General features: G+C 55.4%; 9 protein-coding genes, 1 tRNA gene and 3 rRNA genes. 10 read left to right on the forward strand and 3 right to left on the reverse strand.

The features are described 5' to 3' along the window. Nucleotides 1-294 precede the first annotated feature (294 nt). From ACMYSO_RS15245 to aceK, 8 genes are all read left to right on the forward strand, one after another. A 16S ribosomal RNA gene (locus ACMYSO_RS15245) occupies nucleotides 295-1,836 on the forward strand. Between the two features lie 85 nt (nucleotides 1,837-1,921). Next, nucleotides 1,922-1,997 (forward strand) — tRNA-Glu (locus ACMYSO_RS15250). 218 nt (nucleotides 1,998-2,215) lie between these two features. Continuing rightward, nucleotides 2,216-5,121: ribosomal RNA gene (locus ACMYSO_RS15255) — 23S ribosomal RNA — on the forward strand. 94 nt (nucleotides 5,122-5,215) lie between these two features. Beyond that, nucleotides 5,216-5,331, forward strand: a 5S ribosomal RNA gene (rrf, locus tag ACMYSO_RS15260). Together the 16S, 23S and 5S rRNA genes with 1 tRNA gene alongside form the textbook arrangement of a ribosomal RNA operon. Before the next feature lie 312 nt (nucleotides 5,332-5,643). Then, the gene (metA, locus tag ACMYSO_RS15265) at nucleotides 5,644-6,573 is read left to right on the forward strand and encodes a homoserine O-succinyltransferase MetA (RefSeq protein ID WP_434665644.1); all 930 of its coding nucleotides are present in this window, start codon (nucleotides 5,644-5,646) and stop codon (nucleotides 6,571-6,573) included. Between the two features lie 260 nt (nucleotides 6,574-6,833). Next, nucleotides 6,834-8,435: a malate synthase A gene (aceB, locus tag ACMYSO_RS15270; RefSeq protein WP_434665646.1), complete on the forward strand. Its 1,602-nt coding sequence runs from the start codon at nucleotides 6,834-6,836 to the stop codon at nucleotides 8,433-8,435. A gap of 88 nt (nucleotides 8,436-8,523) precedes the next feature. Continuing rightward, nucleotides 8,524-9,828 (forward strand): isocitrate lyase, encoded by a 1,305-nt coding sequence (aceA, locus tag ACMYSO_RS15275; protein ID WP_434670819.1) that lies wholly within the window; start codon nucleotides 8,524-8,526, stop codon nucleotides 9,826-9,828. A gap of 52 nt (nucleotides 9,829-9,880) precedes the next feature. Then, nucleotides 9,881-11,623, forward strand: coding sequence for a bifunctional isocitrate dehydrogenase kinase/phosphatase (gene aceK / locus ACMYSO_RS15280; RefSeq protein ID WP_434665648.1), 1,743 nt, complete (start codon nucleotides 9,881-9,883; stop codon nucleotides 11,621-11,623). A 33-nt stretch (nucleotides 11,624-11,656) separates the two neighbouring features. Here aceK and ACMYSO_RS15285 read toward each other — a convergent pair whose 3' ends face one another. Together ACMYSO_RS15285 and iclR are read right to left on the reverse strand one after the other, a co-directional pair. Continuing rightward, the gene (locus tag ACMYSO_RS15285) at nucleotides 11,657-12,076 is read right to left on the reverse strand and encodes an ASCH domain-containing protein (protein WP_434670820.1); all 420 of its coding nucleotides are present in this window, start codon (nucleotides 12,074-12,076) and stop codon (nucleotides 11,657-11,659) included. Nucleotides 12,077-12,086: 10 nt separating this feature from the next. Beyond that, nucleotides 12,087-12,914, reverse strand: a complete 828-nt coding sequence (gene iclR, locus ACMYSO_RS15290; protein ID WP_434665651.1) for a glyoxylate bypass operon transcriptional repressor IclR — start codon at nucleotides 12,912-12,914, stop codon at nucleotides 12,087-12,089. Between the two features lie 194 nt (nucleotides 12,915-13,108). On the opposite strand from iclR, the gene metH reads away from it, so the two are divergent. Both metH and ACMYSO_RS15300 read left to right on the forward strand, forming a co-directional pair. After that, the gene (gene metH, locus ACMYSO_RS15295; RefSeq protein WP_434665653.1) at nucleotides 13,109-16,792 is read left to right on the forward strand and encodes a methionine synthase; all 3,684 of its coding nucleotides are present in this window, start codon (nucleotides 13,109-13,111) and stop codon (nucleotides 16,790-16,792) included. A 227-nt stretch (nucleotides 16,793-17,019) separates the two neighbouring features. Next, nucleotides 17,020-18,651, forward strand: coding sequence for a Na/Pi cotransporter family protein (locus ACMYSO_RS15300; RefSeq protein ID WP_434586828.1), 1,632 nt, complete (start codon nucleotides 17,020-17,022; stop codon nucleotides 18,649-18,651). Between the two features lie 37 nt (nucleotides 18,652-18,688). Here the strand turns inward: ACMYSO_RS15300 and pepE are convergent, their stop codons facing one another. Next, a complete protein-coding gene (gene pepE, locus ACMYSO_RS15305) occupies nucleotides 18,689-19,378 on the reverse strand; it encodes a dipeptidase PepE (RefSeq protein ID WP_434665655.1) in 690 nt (229 codons plus the stop codon). Nucleotides 19,379-19,473 lie beyond the last annotated feature (95 nt).

Below are 19,473 nucleotides of genomic sequence, written 5' to 3' on the forward strand. Positions count from 1 at the left end.
GAACTCCCTATAATGCGCCTCCATCGACACGGAACAACGGCAAACAAGCCGCCGGGTTGAAAGAGAAAACTTCTGAAAAATGAGGTTGACTCTGAAAGAGGAAAGCGTAATATACGCCACCTCGCGACAGAGCGCTAAGCGCCGTCGCACTGCTCTTTAACAATTTATCAGACAATCTGTGTGGGCACTCAAAGTGACATGGATTCTTAACGTCCTCGGACGAAAAATGAATACCAAGTCTCTGAGTGAACATACGTAATTCATTACGAAGTTTAATTCACGAGCATCAAACTTAAATTGAAGAGTTTGATCATGGCTCAGATTGAACGCTGGCGGCAGGCCTAACACATGCAAGTCGGGCGGTAGCACAGGAGAGCTTGCTCTCCGGGTGACGAGCGGCGGACGGGTGAGTAATGTCTGGGAAACTGCCTGATGGAGGGGGATAACTACTGGAAACGGTAGCTAATACCGCATAACGTCGCAAGACCAAAGTGGGGGACCTTCGGGCCTCATGCCATCAGATGTGCCCAGATGGGATTAGCTAGTAGGTGGGGTAATGGCTCACCTAGGCGACGATCCCTAGCTGGTCTGAGAGGATGACCAGCCACACTGGAACTGAGACACGGTCCAGACTCCTACGGGAGGCAGCAGTGGGGAATATTGCACAATGGGCGCAAGCCTGATGCAGCCATGCCGCGTGTATGAAGAAGGCCTTCGGGTTGTAAAAGTACTTTCAGCGAGGAGGAAGGCATTAAGGTTAATAACCTTAGTGATTGACGTTACTCGCAGAAGAAGCACCGGCTAACTCCGTGCCAGCAGCCGCGGTAATACGGAGGGTGCAAGCGTTAATCGGAATTACTGGGCGTAAAGCGCACGCAGGCGGTTTGTTAAGTCAGATGTGAAATCCCCGGGCTCAACCTGGGAACTGCATTTGAAACTGGCAAGCTTGAGTCTTGTAGAGGGGGTAGAATTCCAGGTGTAGCGGTGAAATGCGTAGAGATCTGGAGGAATACCGGTGGCGAAGGCGGCCCCCTGGACAAAGACTGACGCTCAGGTGCGAAAGCGTGGGGAGCAAACAGGATTAGATACCCTGGTAGTCCACGCTGTAAACGATGTCGACTTGGAGGTTGTTCCCTTGAGGAGTGGCTTCCGGAGCTAACGCGTTAAGTCGACCGCCTGGGGAGTACGGCCGCAAGGTTAAAACTCAAATGAATTGACGGGGGCCCGCACAAGCGGTGGAGCATGTGGTTTAATTCGATGCAACGCGAAGAACCTTACCTACTCTTGACATCCAGAGAACTTAGCAGAGATGCTTTGGTGCCTTCGGGAACTCTGAGACAGGTGCTGCATGGCTGTCGTCAGCTCGTGTTGTGAAATGTTGGGTTAAGTCCCGCAACGAGCGCAACCCTTATCCTTTGTTGCCAGCGGTCCGGCCGGGAACTCAAAGGAGACTGCCAGTGATAAACTGGAGGAAGGTGGGGATGACGTCAAGTCATCATGGCCCTTACGAGTAGGGCTACACACGTGCTACAATGGCATATACAAAGAGAAGCGACCTCGCGAGAGCAAGCGGACCTCATAAAGTATGTCGTAGTCCGGATTGGAGTCTGCAACTCGACTCCATGAAGTCGGAATCGCTAGTAATCGTAGATCAGAATGCTACGGTGAATACGTTCCCGGGCCTTGTACACACCGCCCGTCACACCATGGGAGTGGGTTGCAAAAGAAGTAGGTAGCTTAACCTTCGGGAGGGCGCTTACCACTTTGTGATTCATGACTGGGGTGAAGTCGTAACAAGGTAACCGTAGGGGAACCTGCGGTTGGATCACCTCCTTACCTGAAAGAACCTGCCTTTGTAGTGTCCACACAGATTGTCTGATGAAAAGTAAATAGCAAGGCGTCTTGCGATTGAGACTTCAGTGTCCCCTTCGTCTAGAGGCCCAGGACACCGCCCTTTCACGGCGGTAACAGGGGTTCGAATCCCCTAGGGGACGCCACTTGCTGGTTTGTGAGTGAAAGTCGCCGACCTCAATATCTCAAAACTGGTTCTCCGGAATCACGTTTGAGATATTTGCTCTTTAAAAATCTGGATCAAGCTGAAAATTGAAACGACACACTGTTTCCTTTCTCCGTAATAAGAAAGGAAAAGCGGTGTGTTCGAGTCTCTCAAATTTTCGCAACGCGGACTGTTTTACGAAACAGCTTCGGGTTGTGAGGTTAAGCGACTAAGCGTACACGGTGGATGCCCTGGCAGTCAGAGGCGATGAAGGACGTGCTAATCTGCGATAAGCGTCGGTAAGGTGATATGAACCGTTATAACCGGCGATTTCCGAATGGGGAAACCCAGTGTGTTTCGACACACTATCGTTAAGTGAATACATAGCTTAACGAAGCGAACCGGGGGAACTGAAACATCTAAGTACCCCGAGGAAAAGAAATCAACCGAGATTCCCCCAGTAGCGGCGAGCGAACGGGGAGGAGCCCAGAGTCTGAATCAGCGTGTGTGTTAGTGGAACGGTCTGGAAAGTCCGGCGGTACAGGGTGATAGCCCCGTACACTAAAATGCACACGTTGTGAACTCGAAGAGTAGGGCGGGACACGTGGTATCCTGTCTGAATATGGGGGGACCATCCTCCAAGGCTAAATACTCCTGACTGACCGATAGTGAACCAGTACCGTGAGGGAAAGGCGAAAAGAACCCCGGCGAGGGGAGTGAAAAAGAACCTGAAACCGTGTACGTACAAGCAGTGGGAGCCTACTTGTTAGGTGACTGCGTACCTTTTGTATAATGGGTCAGCGACTTATATTCTGTAGCAAGGTTAACCGTATAGGGGAGCCGCAGGGAAACCGAGTCTTAACTGGGCGTTAAGTTGCAGGGTATAGACCCGAAACCCGGTGATCTAGCCATGGGCAGGTTGAAGGTTGGGTAACACTAACTGGAGGACCGAACCGACTAATGTTGAAAAATTAGCGGATGACTTGTGGCTGGGGGTGAAAGGCCAATCAAACCGGGAGATAGCTGGTTCTCCCCGAAAGCTATTTAGGTAGCGCCTCGTGAACTCATCTTCGGGGGTAGAGCACTGTTTCGGCTAGGGGGTCATCCCGACTTACCAACCCGATGCAAACTACGAATACCGAAGAATGTTATCACGGGAGACACACGGCGGGTGCTAACGTCCGTCGTGAAGAGGGAAACAACCCAGACCGCCAGCTAAGGTCCCAAAGTCATGGTTAAGTGGGAAACGATGTGGGAAGGCACAGACAGCCAGGATGTTGGCTTAGAAGCAGCCATCATTTAAAGAAAGCGTAATAGCTCACTGGTCGAGTCGGCCTGCGCGGAAGATGTAACGGGGCTAAACCATGCACCGAAGCTGCGGCAGCGACACTATGTGTTGTTGGGTAGGGGAGCGTTCTGTAAGCCGTTGAAGGTGGCCTGTGAGGGTTGCTGGAGGTATCAGAAGTGCGAATGCTGACATAAGTAACGATAAAGCGGGTGAAAAGCCCGCTCGCCGGAAGACCAAGGGTTCCTGTCCAACGTTAATCGGGGCAGGGTGAGTCGACCCCTAAGGCGAGGCCGAAAGGCGTAGTCGATGGGAAACAGGTTAATATTCCTGTACTCGGTGTTACTGCGAAGGGGGGACGGAGAAGGCTATGTTAGCCGGGCGACGGTTGTCCCGGTTTAAGCATGTAGGCGGGAAGTTTAGGTAAATCCGGACTTCTGTTAACGCTGAGGTGTGATGACGAGGCACTACGGTGCTGAAGTAACAAATGCCCTGCTTCCAGGAAAAGCCTCTAAGCATCAGGTAACATCAAATCGTACCCCAAACCGACACAGGTGGTCAGGTAGAGAATACCAAGGCGCTTGAGAGAACTCGGGTGAAGGAACTAGGCAAAATGGTGCCGTAACTTCGGGAGAAGGCACGCTGATGGTAGGTGAAGTGACTTGCTCATGGAGCTGAAATCAGTCGAAGATACCAGCTGGCTGCAACTGTTTATTAAAAACACAGCACTGTGCAAACACGAAAGTGGACGTATACGGTGTGACGCCTGCCCGGTGCCGGAAGGTTAATTGATGGGGTTATCCGTAAGGAGAAGCTCTTGATCGAAGCCCCGGTAAACGGCGGCCGTAACTATAACGGTCCTAAGGTAGCGAAATTCCTTGTCGGGTAAGTTCCGACCTGCACGAATGGCGTAATGATGGCCAGGCTGTCTCCACCCGAGACTCAGTGAAATTGAACTCGCTGTGAAGATGCAGTGTACCCGCGGCAAGACGGAAAGACCCCGTGAACCTTTACTATAGCTTGACACTGAACATTGAGCCTTGATGTGTAGGATAGGTGGGAGGCTTTGAAGCGTGGACGCCAGTCTGCGTGGAGCCAACCTTGAAATACCACCCTTTAATGTTTGATGTTCTAACGTAGACCCGTAATCCGGGTTGCGGACAGTGTCTGGTGGGTAGTTTGACTGGGGCGGTCTCCTCCCAAAGAGTAACGGAGGAGCACGAAGGTTAGCTAATCCTGGTCGGACATCAGGAGGTTAGTGCAATGGCATAAGCTAGCTTGACTGCGAGCGTGACGGCGCGAGCAGGTGCGAAAGCAGGTCATAGTGATCCGGTGGTTCTGAATGGAAGGGCCATCGCTCAACGGATAAAAGGTACTCCGGGGATAACAGGCTGATACCGCCCAAGAGTTCATATCGACGGCGGTGTTTGGCACCTCGATGTCGGCTCATCACATCCTGGGGCTGAAGTAGGTCCCAAGGGTACGGCTGTTCGCCGTTTAAAGTGGTACGCGAGCTGGGTTTAGAACGTCGTGAGACAGTTCGGTCCCTATCTGCCGTGGGCGCTGGAGAATTGAGGGGGGCTGCTCCTAGTACGAGAGGACCGGAGTGGACGCATCACTGGTGTTCGGGTTGTCATGCCAATGGCATTGCCCGGTAGCTAAATGCGGAAAAGATAAGTGCTGAAAGCATCTAAGCACGAAACTTGCCCCGAGATGAGTTCTCCCTGACTCCTTGAGAGTCCTGAAGGAACGTTGAAGACGACGACGTTGATAGGTCGGGTGTGTAAGCGTAGCGATACGTTGAGCTAACCGATACTAATGAACCGTGAGGCTTAACCTTACAACGCCAAAGCTGTTTTGGTGGACGAGAGAAGATTTTCAGCCTGATACAGATTAGTTGATGCGTCTTTAAGACGTGTTGATAACAGAATTTGCCTGGCGGCGATAGCGCGGTGGTCCCACCTGACCCCATGCCGAACTCAGAAGTGAAACGCCGTAGCGCCGATGGTAGTGTGGGGTCTCCCCATGTGAGAGTAGGGAACTGCCAGGCATCAAATAAAGCAAAGGGCTCAGTCGAAAGACTGGGCCTTTTGTTTTGTCTGCGTTCTATTCCCCGCCATACTGATACATTGCCGCAGCAAAACCCCTCTCTGATCAATCAATTATTCGCCAGCATTGCCCCTCAAACGCCGAATCATCACATTCGCTATGTTTCCTTGAGATTAAGCGCTGTATTCTGTCCCGGACGTGGTTGAAACTTTTTCACCTTCTACTTGCAGACTCGACATTCTCCTTATTCCTGGTTATTGTTAGCTGTCTGGATGTCTAAACGTTTATACGTATGCTATGAGGTAATAAAGTTATGCCAATTCGGGTGCAGGACGAGCTACCAGCCGTCAATTTCTTGCGTGATGAGAACGTCTTTGTGATGACGGCTACACGTGCGACCACTCAGGAAATTCGTCCGCTGAAGGTGCTTATCCTTAACCTGATGCCGAAAAAAATCGAGACCGAGAACCAGTTCCTGCGTCTGCTCTCGAACTCTCCGCTGCAGCTTGATATCCAGCTGCTGCGTATTGACGCGCGTGAATCCCGCAATACGCCGACCGAGCACCTCAATAATTTCTACTGTAATTTCGACGACATCTGCGACCAGAACTTTGATGGGCTGATCGTCACCGGCGCCCCGTTAGGGCTGGTTGAATTTAATGACGTAGCCTACTGGCCTCAGATCAAACAGGTGCTGGAGTGGGCGAAAGATCACGTCACCTCCACGCTTTTTGTCTGTTGGGCGGTGCAGGCCGCGCTCAATATTCTGTATGGCATCCCTAAACAAACCCGTGCGGAAAAAATTTCCGGTGTCTACGAACACCATATCCTGCATCCTCACGCCTTACTGACGCGTGGTTTTGATGACTTTTTCCTGGCACCGCACTCACGCTACGCCGATTTTCCGGCGGCACTGATTCGTGACTACACTGATTTAGAGATCCTGGCCGAAACGGAAGAGGGAGATGCCTATCTGTTTGCCAGCAAAGACAAACGTATTGCCTTCGTGACCGGACACCCTGAATACGATGCCAATACCCTGGCCAGCGAATTTTTCCGTGATGTTGACGCCGGTCTGAGCCCGCAAATTCCCGACAACTATTTCCCGCAAAACGATCCGCAAAACAAACCGCGTGCAACCTGGCGCAGCCATGGAAATCTACTGTTTGCGAACTGGCTTAACTATTACGTTTACCAGATCACTCCATACGATCTGCGGAATATGAATCCGACTTTAGACTAATCATCCAGACAACGCGATCCTTAAGCGTTTCAGCATTTTGCCTCTGGCACCTTCGGGTGCCTTTTTTGTTTCCGAAATTCACTTCAAGATTGTAATTAACTTTAATCTTAATGTTATCAATATGTTGTGGTAATATTAAATTAAAAATGGAAATTGTTTTTGATTTTGGAATTTTATTGAGTAGTCTTAGTTGTGTTGAGCGAAAAGCAGACAACGATCGTTCACTCGCGCCAGCGGGATCAACCAACGGGAGCTACACAATGACGCAACAGGCGACAATGACTTATGAACTGGCCTTTAGCCGGCCATATGGCGAGCAGGAAACGCAAATTTTAACGCCTGAGGCGGTGGAATTTCTGACGGAACTGGTGAGTCGCTTTACGCCTGAGCGCAATAAACTGCTGGCGGCCCGCCTGCAGCAACAGCAGGCGATTGATAACGGAACGCTGCCTGATTTTATTTCGGAAACAGCTTCCATTAGAAATGGTAACTGGACGATCCGCGGTATTCCCGCTGATTTGCAGGACCGCCGCGTGGAAATCACCGGCCCCGTTGAGCGCAAAATGGTGATTAACGCCCTCAATGCCAACGTAAAAGTCTTTATGGCGGACTTTGAAGATTCGCTGGCGCCGGACTGGAACAAAGTGATTGATGGGCAGATTAACCTGCGCGATGCGGTGAACGGTACCATCAGTTACACCAACGAAGCCGGTAAAATTTACCAGCTCAAACCTGACCCGGCGGTGCTGGTTTGCCGCGTACGTGGTCTGCATCTGCCGGAAAAACATGTGACATGGCGCGGCGAGTCGATCCCCGGCAGCCTGTTTGATTTCGCCCTCTATTTTTTCCACAACCACCAGAACCTGCTGGCGAAAGGTAGCGGCCCTTACTTCTATCTGCCGAAAACCCAGGCCTGGCAGGAAGCGGCATGGTGGAGTGAAGTCTTTAGCTTCACTGAAGACCGGTTCAGTCTGCCGCGCGGCACCATCAAGGCCACGCTGTTAATCGAAACGCTGCCGGCGGTATTCCAGATGGATGAAATCCTGCATGCGCTGCGGGACCACATTGTCGGTCTGAACTGTGGCCGTTGGGATTACATTTTCAGCTATATCAAAACGTTAAAAAACCATGGTGACCGCGTATTACCAGATCGCCAGGTGGTCACCATGGATAAGCCTTTCCTCAGCGCTTATTCACGTTTGCTGATTAAAACCTGCCACCGGCGTGGCGCGTTTGCGATGGGCGGCATGGCGGCATTCATCCCCAGCAAAGATGCCGACCGTAACCGCCAGGTGCTTGGCAAAGTGACCGCCGATAAAGAACTGGAAGCCAACAATGGCCACGACGGTACCTGGATCGCGCACCCCGGGCTGGCGGATACGGCGATGGCAGTTTTCAATCGCGTTCTGGGTGAACGTCCCAACCAGCTGTCCGTCAGCCGGGAAGAAGATGCGCCGATCGACGCTGAACAGCTGCTGGCGCCCTGTGATGGCGAGCGCACGGAAGTGGGGATGCGCGCCAATATCCGTGTCGCGGTGCAGTACATTGAAGCCTGGATCTCCGGTAATGGCTGCGTACCGATTTACGGCCTGATGGAAGATGCGGCGACTGCCGAAATCTCGCGAACCTCCATCTGGCAATGGATTCATCACCAAAAAACCCTCAGCGACGGCACGCCGGTCACCAAAGCCCTGTTCCGTCAGTGGCTGGCGGAAGAGCTGATGGTGATTCAGGAGGAGTTGGGCGAACACCGCTACAGCAGCGGGCGCTTCGATGATGCTTCGCGCCTGATGGAACAGATCACCACCTCTGATGAGTTAATCGACTTCCTGACGCTGCCGGGCTACCGCCTGCTGGCATAAGCATCAGCCGAGTTTGTTTGTCCGTGGTCACACTGCCTTCACCGATAAAGCCTGGGAAGCCAGGAATAAAATAATGGAGCATCTGCACATGAAAACCCGTACCCAACAAATCGAAGCATTAAACAAAGAGTGGACACAGCCGCGTTGGGAAGGCATTACCCGCCCCTATAGCGCTGAGGATGTCGTGAAATTGCGCGGCTCCGTCAATCCGGAATGCACGCTGGCACAGTTGGGCGCAGCCAAAATGTGGCGACTGCTGCATGGCGAAGCGAAAAAAGGGTACATCAACAGCCTCGGTGCGTTGACTGGTGGGCAAGCATTACAGCAGGCAAAGGCCGGCATTGAGGCGATTTACCTCTCCGGCTGGCAGGTGGCGGCGGATGCCAACCTGGCGTCCAGCATGTACCCGGATCAATCACTGTACCCAGCGAACTCCGTCCCGGCGGTGGTCGATCGGATCAACAATACCTTCCGTCGCGCGGATCAGATCCAGTGGTCGACCGGTATTGAGCCAGGTGATCCGCGTTATACCGATTACTTCCTGCCGATCGTTGCCGATGCCGAAGCGGGATTTGGCGGCGTACTGAACGCTTTTGAGCTGATGAAATCGATGGTTGAAGCCGGTGCAGCGGCCGTTCACTTCGAAGATCAGCTGGCGTCGGTGAAGAAGTGCGGACATATGGGCGGAAAGGTACTGGTACCGACCCAGGAGGCGATCCAGAAGCTGGTCGCGGCACGCCTGGCGGCAGATGTCATGGGGGTTCCTACGCTGGTGATCGCCCGAACGGATGCCGATGCTGCCGATTTGATCACCTCCGACTGCGATCCGTACGATCGTGAGTTTATCTCTGGTGATCGCACCAGCGAAGGTTTTTTCCGTACGCATGCTGGTATTGAGCAGGCGATCAGTCGTGGACTGGCCTACGCACCCTATGCCGACCTGGTGTGGTGCGAAACCTCGAAACCGGATCTCGAGCAGGCTCGTCGCTTTGCCGAAGCCATTCACGCCCGCTTCCCCGGCAAATTGTTGGCCTATAACTGCTCGCCGTCGTTCAACTGGAAAAAGAATCTGGATGACAGCACCATCGCCCGATTCCAGCAGGCGCTGTCCGACATGGGTTACAAATACCAGTTCATCACGCTGGCGGGCATCCACAGCATGTGGTTCAACATGTTCGACCTGGCCCATGCCTATGCACAGGGTGAGGGGATGAAACACTACGTCGAGAAGGTGCAGCAGCCGGAATTTGCTGCCGCTTCGCAAGGCTACACGTTCGTGTCTCACCAGCAGGAGGTGGGGACCGGCTACTTCGATAAGGTCACGACCATTATCCAGGGTGGGGCTTCCTCCGTCACGGCGCTGACCGGTTCCACGGAAGAAGAGCAGTTCTGATCGTGTTCCCCCTCTCCCTGTTGGGGAGAGGGTCTGGGGTGAGGGGGAAGCTATGACGCGTGGCCTGGAATTACTGATTGCACAAACGATTTTGCAAGGTTTTGACGCGCAGTACGGGCGTTTCCTGGAAGTCACTTCTGGCGCGCAGCAGCGCTTTGAGGATGCTGACTGGCATGCGGTTCAGCAGGCCATGAAGCAGCGTATTCACCTTTACGATCATCACGTTGGCCTGGTGGTAGAGCAGCTACGCTGCATCACCGAAGGCAAAAGCACCGATGTGGATTTTTTGCTGCGGGTGAAAGAGCAGTATACCCGTCTGCTGCCGGACTACCCGCGTTTTGAAATTGCGGAGAGCTTTTTTAATTCGGTCTATTGTCGACTGTTTGACCACCGCTCGCTGACTCCCGAGCGGCTATTTATTTTCAGTTCGCAGCCAGCGCGCAGCGGTCGGGCACTTCCCCGACCGCTGGCAAAAAGCTTTTTCCCCGATCGCGGCTGGGAGACGTTACTCAACAAAGTACTCACCGACCTGCCTCTACGTTTACCGTGGCAAAACAAGGCGCGCGACATTGGCTACATTAGCGCGTCTTTGCAGGAGGCGCTGGGCAGTGAGATGCTTTCCCGCAGCCATCTGCAGGTGGCGAACGAGCTCTTCTATCGTAATAAAGCGGCCTGGCTGGTCGGAAAGCTGATCACCCCGGTCGCAACCTTGCCCTTTTTGTTGCCTGTCCATCGTAGTGATGAAGGCGAGCTGTTTATTGATACCTGTCTGATGACTCATGCCGAAGCCAGTATTGTCTTTGGCTTCGCCCGCTCCTATTTCATGGTCTACGCACCGCTGCCAGGGGCGCTGGTCGAGTGGCTACGCGATATCCTGCCCGGTAAAACCACCGCGGAGCTGTATATGGCCATTGGCTGCCAGAAGCATGCGAAGACCGAAAGCTATCGGGAATACCTGTACTACATCGAGCGCAGCAATGAACAGTTTATTGAGGCTCCGGGGATCCGCGGCATGGTGATGCTGGTCTTCACCCTGCCGGGCTTCGACCGGGTTTTTAAAGTCATTAAAGACCGCTTTGCGCCGCAAAAGGAGATGACCGCCGCCCACGTGCGTGCCTGTTATCAATTGGTGAAAGAGCATGACCGCGTCGGACGTATGGCCGACACCCAGGAGTTTGAAAACTTCGTGCTGGAAAAACGGCAAATTGCCCCGGCGCTGATGGCGTTACTGCAGTCTGAAGCCGGGGCAAAAATCACCGATCTTGGCGATCGAATTGCCATCAGCCATCTCTATATCGAACGCCGTATGGTGCCGCTGAATATCTGGCTGGAGCAGGTAAACGGCCAGGCGCTGCGCGATGCGGTGGAGGAGTACGGCAACGCCATCCGCCAGCTTGCCGCAGCCAATATTTTTCCCGGCGATATGCTGTTTAAAAACTTCGGCGTGACCCGCCATGGTCGGGTGGTGTTTTATGATTACGATGAGATTTGCTACATGACCGAGGTGAATTTCCGCGAAATACCACCGCCGCGCTACCCGGAAGATGAGCTGGCGAGCGAACCGTGGTACAGCGTCTCTGCCGGGGATGTCTTTCCGGAAGAGTTTCGCCACTGGTTGTGCGCGGACCCGCGTATCGGACCGCTGCTGGAGGAAATGCACGCTGACCTGCTACGGGCGGATTACTGGCGAGAGCTGCAGACGCGCATTCGTAACGGTCATGTGGAAGATGTCTATGCCTATCGCCGCCGCCAGCGCTTTTGCGTGCGCTACGGCGCCATGCAGCAGGCGGGATAAGCGAAACGTTATTGAGAGCCGCGGGTTCGCGGCTCAGGACAATCGGGCGTCGGCGACCTCGATCAGCGCAAACTCTTCATAAATCAGCTCCATCTCCGGTGACCAGGTCCCTTCACGCTCGAAGAACGCCTGATGGCCCTGCTGCCAGTAGGCCAGGCTCAAATCGCCTTCACCTTCCCGCGCGGCGAGCTCCGCGGTCATCTCATTAAAGCGAATGATTCGGAGCACCAGAGTGCGGATGACGCAGGCCGGCTCGCCGGCTCCGTTGAGCACGATGTGGTAGGCGCCTTGAGTGACGGGCGGGTTCTCCTGGCGATAGCTGGCAAGAGAACCGCAGGTGCCGCGTTTTTTCCCGGCGATAACCAGATCCACCAGTTCATCGGCCAGTTCGGGGGAATCGCCGAATGACCAGCAGAATGCACCGGGATAACGCTGTTGCCAGAGGGATTTCAGATCGTTCATGTTAGCGAGCCCCGCCATACGCCAGCGTCACTTCTTTGGCCGCTCTAATCACCAGCGCACCCAGTTCGGTGACCCGATCGTCAGTCATGCGGGAAATCGGGCCGGAGATGGAGATGGCGGCAAACGGCTCACGGTGCTCGTCATAAATGCAGGAGGCGACGCAGCGTAAACCGAGGGCATGCTCTTCATCATCAAACGAATAGCCACGCTTGCGCGTCTGGGCCAGATCCTCTTTCAGATGGACCGGCGAAACCAGCGTCGCGTGGGTATAGGCGTGCAGACCTTTGCGGTGTAACAGGCCAGTGACCTGTTCTTCGCTGAGCTGAGACAAGAACGCTTTACCCGCCCCGGAGGCGTGCATCGGCAGTTTTCCGCCAATCGGCGCGGACATTCGCATCAGCTGCGTACACTGAACCTGGTCGATAATAATAGCCTGGTGGTCGCTTTGATCCAGGACGGCCAGGTTGACCGTTTCACCGGAGTCTTCCATCAGCTGGCGCAGAATCGGGTGGACGATGGCCAGCAGGTTGCGGCTTTGCAGAAAGCTGCTGCCGACGATAAAGGCATGCGCGCCCACCGACCAGTGACCCAGTTCGCCGACCTGGCGCACGAAACCCAGTTGCTGCATGGTCGTCAACAGGCGATGGGTCGTGGAGTTGGGTAAACCGGCCTGTTGAGCCAGTTCGGTCAATGCGACGCTGCTGTGCGATTCAGCAATCCACTCGAGGAGTTTTAATCCGCGAGTAAGCGATTGAACCTGGCCGCCAGCCTGTGGGGCGGCGGGCGTCGCGGGTTTTCTGCCGCGCTTAGCGGGAACGGGAGTAGCCATCGCTGAATCCTTTTTTCTGTATCGTGGAAATAGTTTTCATTTTATTTGCACGATTTGCAATCACAACCAGACTGATCGGATGAGTGAAGCTGAACATGTCTCATATTGTCCGTCGCTCTCTTTTCCGCATGGGTGGTTTATGCCAGTATGGTTTGTTGGCCTTTTGGCCTGGGTGAGCGTTGTCGGGAGCGAGTGTGAGCAGCAAAGTTGAACAACTGCATCAGCAGTTAAAAAAACGTATTTTAGTTCTGGATGGCGGTATGGGCACCATGATCCAGGGCTATCGTCTGAGTGAAGAAGATTTCCGTGGCGCACGCTTTGCCGACTGGCCCTGCGACCTGAAAGGCAATAACGACCTGCTGGTGCTCAGCAAGCCGGAGGTGATCACCGCTATCCACGACGCCTACTTTGAGGCCGGGGCGGATATCATTGAAACCAACACCTTTAACTCGACCACTATCGCGATGGCGGATTACCAAATGGAATCCCTGTCGGCGGAAATCAACTTTGCTGCGGCACAGTTGGCGCGCGCCTGCGCCGATGCGTGGACGGCCCGGACGCCGGAAAAACCGCGTTACGTTGCAGGTGTCCTCGGCCCGACCAACCGCACCGCCTCTATCTCCCCGGACGTTAACGACCCGGCCTACCGCAATATCACCTTTGATGGGCTGGTAGCAGCATACCGTGAATCCACCAAAGCGCTGGTAGAAGGCGGCGTGGACCTGATCATGATTGAGACGGTGTTCGATACCCTGAACGCCAAAGCGGCGATCTTTGCCGTGAAAGAGGAGTTCGAAGCGCTGGGGGTGGATCTGCCCATTATGATCTCCGGCACCATCACCGATGCCTCCGGTCGTACGCTCTCCGGGCAAACCACTGAAGCCTTTTATAACTCGTTGCGGCACGCCGATGCGCTGACCTTCGGCCTGAACTGCGCACTGGGACCAGACGAACTGCGCCAGTATGTGCAGGAACTGTCGCGCATTGCCGAATGCTACGTCACCGCGCACCCTAACGCCGGGCTGCCAAACGCCTTTGGGGAATACGATCTCGACGCCGACACTATGGCCGCCCAGATCCGCGAATGGGCGGAAGCGGGCTTCCTGAACATCGTCGGCGGCTGCTGCGGCACTACGCCGGAACATATCGCCGCCATGTCACGTGCCGTGACGGGCCTGGCGCCGCGCGCGCTGCCGGAAATCCCGGTGGCCTGTCGCCTGGCGGGCCTGGAACCGCTGAATATCGGTGATGACAGCCTGTTTGTGAACGTCGGCGAACGTACCAACGTCACCGGTTCGGCTAAGTTCAAACGCCTGATTAAAGAAGAAAAATATAACGAAGCGTTGGACGTTGCCCGCCAGCAGGTGGAAAGTGGCGCGCAGATTATCGATATCAACATGGATGAGGGGATGCTCGACGCCGAAGCGGCGATGGTGCGTTTCCTCAACCTGATTGCCGGCGAGCCTGATATTGCCCGGGTGCCGATTATGATCGACTCCTCGAAATGGGATGTCATCGAAAAGGGCCTGAAATGCATTCAGGGGAAAGGCATCGTCAACTCTATCTCGATGAAAGAGGGGGTTGAGGCCTTCGTCGCGCATGCGAAAAAGGTCCGTCGCTACGGCGCGGCCGTCGTGGTAATGGCCTTTGACGAAGTCGGCCAGGCCGACACCCGTGCGCGCAAAATTGAGATTTGCCGCAGGGCGTACAACATTCTGACCAAAGAGGTGGGCTTTCCACCGGAAGACATTATTTTTGACCCCAATATCTTCGCCGTCGCCACCGGTATTGAAGAGCACAACAACTATGCCCAGGACTTTATCGGCGCCTGCGAAGACATTAAACGCGAGCTGCCGCACGCGCTGATTTCCGGCGGCGTCTCGAACGTCTCGTTCTCGTTTCGTGGCAACGATCCGGTGCGCGAAGCGATTCACGCGGTGTTCCTCTACTATGCCATTCGCAACGGCATGGATATGGGGATTGTTAACGCCGGGCAGCTGGCTATTTATGACGATCTCCCGGCCGAGCTACGCGACGCCGTAGAAGACGTGATCCTCAATCGACACGCCGAGGGTACCGATCGCCTGCTGGAGCTGGCGGAAAAATACCGCGGCAGTAAAACCGACGACGCTGCAAATGCCCAACAGGCGGAATGGCGCAGCTGGGACGTGAAAAAGCGCCTTGAATACTCGCTGGTAAAAGGGATTACCGAGTTTATCGAGCTGGACACCGAAGAGGCACGTCAGCAGTCTGCTCGCCCGATTGAGGTGATTGAAGGCCCGCTGATGGACGGCATGAACGTAGTCGGCGATCTGTTCGGCGAGGGCAAAATGTTCCTGCCGCAGGTGGTGAAATCGGCCCGCGTCATGAAACAGGCGGTCGCCTATCTGGAGCCGTATATCGAAGCCAGCAAGGAAAAAGGCTCCAGCAACGGCAAGATGGTGATTGCCACCGTCAAAGGTGACGTCCATGACATCGGTAAAAATATCGTTGGCGTGGTGCTGCAGTGTAATAACTACGAAATTATCGATCTTGGCGTAATGGTACCGGCGGATAAAATCCTTAAAACCGCCCGTGAAGTGAATGCCGACCTGATTGGCCTCTCTGGGTTGATTACCCCGTCTCTGGATGAAATGGTCAACGTGGCGAAAGAGATGGAACGCCAGGGCTTTACCATTCCACTGCTGATTGGCGGCGCCACGACTTCGAAAGCGCATACGGCGGTTAAAATCGAGCAGAACTACAGCGGCCCGACGGTGTACGTGCAGAACGCCTCGCGTACCGTGGGCGTGGTGGCTTCGCTGCTTTCGGAAACCCAGCACGATGAGTTCGTCGCGCGTACCCGTAAAGAGTACGACACCGTGCGTATTCAACACGCCCGTAAAAAACCGCGCACGCCGCCGGTGACGTTGGCTGCCGCCCGGGATAACGACCTGGCCTTCGACTGGGAAAACTACACGCCGCCGGTGGCCCACCGTCTGGGCGTACAAAGCGTGGAAGCCAGCATCGAAACCCTGCGCAACTACATCGACTGGACGCCGTTCTTTATGACCTGGTCGCTGGCCGGGAAATATCCGCGCATCCTTGAGGATGAAGTCGTGGGTGAAGAGGCGCAGCGGCTGTTCAATGATGCCAACGAAATGCTGGATATGCTGAGCGCCGGGAAGCAGCTCAACCCGCGCGGCGTGGTGGGATTATTCCCGGCCAACCGCGTGGGCGACGATATCGAAATCTACCGCGATGAGACCCGCACCCACGTCCTGACGGTCAGTCATCATCTGCGTCAGCAAACGGAGAAAGTGGGCTTTGCCAACTACTGCCTCGCCGACTTTGTCGCTCCGAAGCTAAGCGGTAAAGCGGATTACATCGGCGCCTTTGCGGTCACCGGCGGGCTGGAAGAAGACGCGCTGGCGGAAGCGTTTGATGCACAGCACGATGATTACAACAAGATCATGGTGAAAGCCATCGCCGACCGTCTGGCGGAAGCCTTCGCGGAATATCTGCATGAGCGGGTGCGTAAAGTCTACTGGGGCTATGCGGCGAATGAGAACCTCAGCAATGAAGAACTGATCCGCGAAAACTACCAGGGGATTCGTCCGGCACCAGGTTATCCGGCCTGCCCGGAACATACCGAAAAAGCGGTTATCTGGGAACTGCTGGATGTTGAAGCCCAGACCGGCATGAAGCTTACCGAGTCGTTTGCCATGTGGCCGGGCGCCTCGGTTTCCGGCTGGTATTTCAGTCATCCGGACAGCAAGTACTACGCGGTGGCGCAAATTCAGCGCGATCAGGTGGAGGATTATGCCCGTCGTAAAGGGATGACCCCGGCCGAAGTTGAGCGCTGGCTGGCGCCAAACCTCGGGTACGACGCGGACTAGCTCGCGGCCGGTCACAAATCTGTCATCTCACCTTACAACTTACAGGGCGCGCCAGTCGCGCCCTGTCTCTTTATTGCTGCTAAACCCTTATACTGGTTATTGGTTCAGCGCGTGCCGTCTTCCATGGCGAGCGTTCTGGACGATGTAGCCCGGTTGAGCACTGCCGGGGGAATTCCTGGCGGGGAAGCCGTATTTATCCGTCGGGTAAGTAAGGAGAAAAAGAATCCGTGTTAACTCTGCTGCACCTGCTGTCTGCCGTCGCCCTACTGGTTTGGGGGACGCACATCGTTCGTACCGGCGTGATGCGCGTATTTGGCGCGCGCCTGCGCTCCGTGCTGAGTAGCAGCGTCGAGAAAAAGCCGCTCGCCTTCTGCGCGGGTATTGGCGTCACGGCGCTGGTACAGAGCAGTAACGCCACCACCATGCTGGTGACCTCGTTCGTGGCCCAGGATCTGGTGGCGCTGACGCCGGCGCTGGTGATTGTCCTTGGGGCCGATGTTGGTACCGCGCTGATGGCGAGGGTGCTGACCTTCGACCTCTCCTGGCTGTCACCGCTGCTGATTTTTATCGGGGTGATTTTCTTTCTTGGCCGCAAACAAACCCGCGCCGGCCAGCTCGGGCGAGTGGGCATCGGTCTGGGGCTGATTTTATTAGCGCTGGAGCTGATCGTACAGGCGGTTCACCCCATTACGCAGGCCAATGGCGTACAGGTGATTTTCGCCTCGTTGACCGGCGACATCATGCTGGATGCGCTGATCGGCGCGATGTTCGCCATTATCAGTTATTCCAGCCTGGCGGCGGTGCTGTTAACGGCTACCCTGACCTCAACCGGCGTGATTTCGTTCCCGGTGGCGCTGTGTCTGGTGATTGGCGCCAACCTCGGCTCGGGGATTCTGGCGATGATCAACAACAGCGCCGCCAATGCCTCCGCGCGGCGCGTGGCGCTCGGTAGCTTGTTGTTTAAGCTGGTGGGTAGCCTGATTATCCTGCCATTTGTCCATGTGCTGGCCGATGTGATGCACCGTATGCCGCTGCCGGAAGCGGAGCTGGTCATCTACTTCCACGTCTTCTACAACCTGATCCGCTGCGTGGCGATGGTGCCGTTTGCTGAACCGATGGCCCGGCTGTGTAAGCGCCTGATTCACGAAGATCCTGAGCTTGACCTGCATCTTAAGCCGAAGCACCTGGATACTTCGGCGCTGGATACGCCGACGTTGGCGTTAGCCAATGCCGCGCGTGAGACCCTGCGTATTGGCGACGCCATGGAGCAGATGCTGGAAGGGTTGCACAAGGTGATGCACGGTGAACCGCGAGAGGAGAAGGAATTGCGTCGGCTGGCTGACGACATCAACGTGCTCTATACCGCGATCAAGCTGTATCTGGCGCGGATGCCGAAAGATGAGCTGGCAGAAGAGGAATCCCGGCGCTGGGCGGAAATCATCGAAATGGCGCTGAACCTCGAACAGGCCTCCGATATCGTCGAGCGAATGGGCAGCGAGATCGCCGATAAATCTCTGGCGGCGCGGCGCGCCTTTTCCGTCGAAGGGCTGAAAGAGCTGGACGGCCTGTACGATCAGCTACTTAGCAACCTACAGCTGGCGATGTCGGTCTTTTTCTCCAGCGATGTGCCGAGCGCCCGTCGTCTGCGCCGCAACAAGCACCGCTTCCGCATCCTCAACCGCCGCTACTCGCATGCGCACGTCGATCGTCTGCACCAGCAGAACGTGCAGAGCATTGAGACCAGTTCGCTGCATTTGGGTTTACTGGGCGATATGAAACGTCTGAACTCGTTGTTCTGTTCCGTGGCGTATAGCGTGATGGAACAACCGGATGAAGACGATGAGCGGGATGAGTATTAAGCCCGGCTGACGTGCATACGCCAGCCGGGAAGCGGTCTTAAAAGCGGTGGCCTGCCTCGAGCGTCACCGCCTCTTCACCGGCCCTGAACACCAGCGTAGGGTTCGGGCCGCCGAGGGTGGCGTGCCCCTGGGTCACCTGAATCCAGTTACCTTCCGGTAAGCCGATCACCGTCAGCTCCGGCGCCACGACCAGCAGCTCGCGGATCCGCTGCTCACGGGTTTCACCTTTATGGCCTTCCGGCAGCGCATTGGTAAAGTGTGGGTTAATTTGCAGCGGGAACAGCCCCAGCGCAGAAAACCCCTGCGGGTCAACGATCGGCATATCGTTGGTGGTGCGGATGGTCGGACAGGCGAGATTCGCGCCGGCGCTCCAGCCGATATACAGCGCGCCGCGCGTTACCACATCCACGATAGGAGCCAGAAGCCCGCGCTCACGGCACTCTTTCAGCAACTGAAAGGTATTCCCGCCACCTACAATCACCAGTTCGGCAGCGTTGATGGCCGCCACCGGGTCGGCGACGCTATGAATGCCGGTGACTTTGACACCGAGCGGGGCGAGTACTGCGGCAGTCTTGGCCGTGTAGTCATCCCAGGTTTGCGTCACCCCAGCGAAGGGGATAAACACCGCCGAACGGCGTCCGTTGAGCTGGCCGCTAATCACGGGCAGCGCGTGTTCCAGCCATGCTTTACCAGGTAGCGACGAGTTACTTAATAACAGCAGTTCCATCTTTTCTCCATGTAGCCAGGTGATAGCATCGGCTGCGGATCCTACCACCGCTAGCCTGCTCGCTCGCTGATATGGCTCACGATGTTGCAAGGTCG

Origin of the sequence: Klebsiella sp. B345 (assembly GCF_051131735.1) — a bacterium.
GTDB lineage: Bacteria > Pseudomonadota > Gammaproteobacteria > Enterobacterales > Enterobacteriaceae > Klebsiella.

What these genes read in the sequence shown, in the direction of transcription:
- aceK (WP_434665648.1), top strand. Translation starts at nt 9,881, where the DNA reads ATGACGCGTGGCCTGGAATTACTGATTGCACAAACGATTTTGCAAGGT.
- pepE (WP_434665655.1), bottom strand. Translation starts at nt 19,378, where the DNA reads ATGGAACTGCTGTTATTAAGTAACTCGTCGCTACCTGGTAAAGCATGG.
- iclR (WP_434665651.1), bottom strand. Translation starts at nt 12,914, where the DNA reads ATGGCTACTCCCGTTCCCGCTAAGCGCGGCAGAAAACCCGCGACGCCC.
- aceA (WP_434670819.1), top strand. Translation starts at nt 8,524, where the DNA reads ATGAAAACCCGTACCCAACAAATCGAAGCATTAAACAAAGAGTGGACA.
- metA (WP_434665644.1), top strand. Translation starts at nt 5,644, where the DNA reads ATGCCAATTCGGGTGCAGGACGAGCTACCAGCCGTCAATTTCTTGCGT.
- aceB (WP_434665646.1), top strand. Translation starts at nt 6,834, where the DNA reads ATGACGCAACAGGCGACAATGACTTATGAACTGGCCTTTAGCCGGCCA.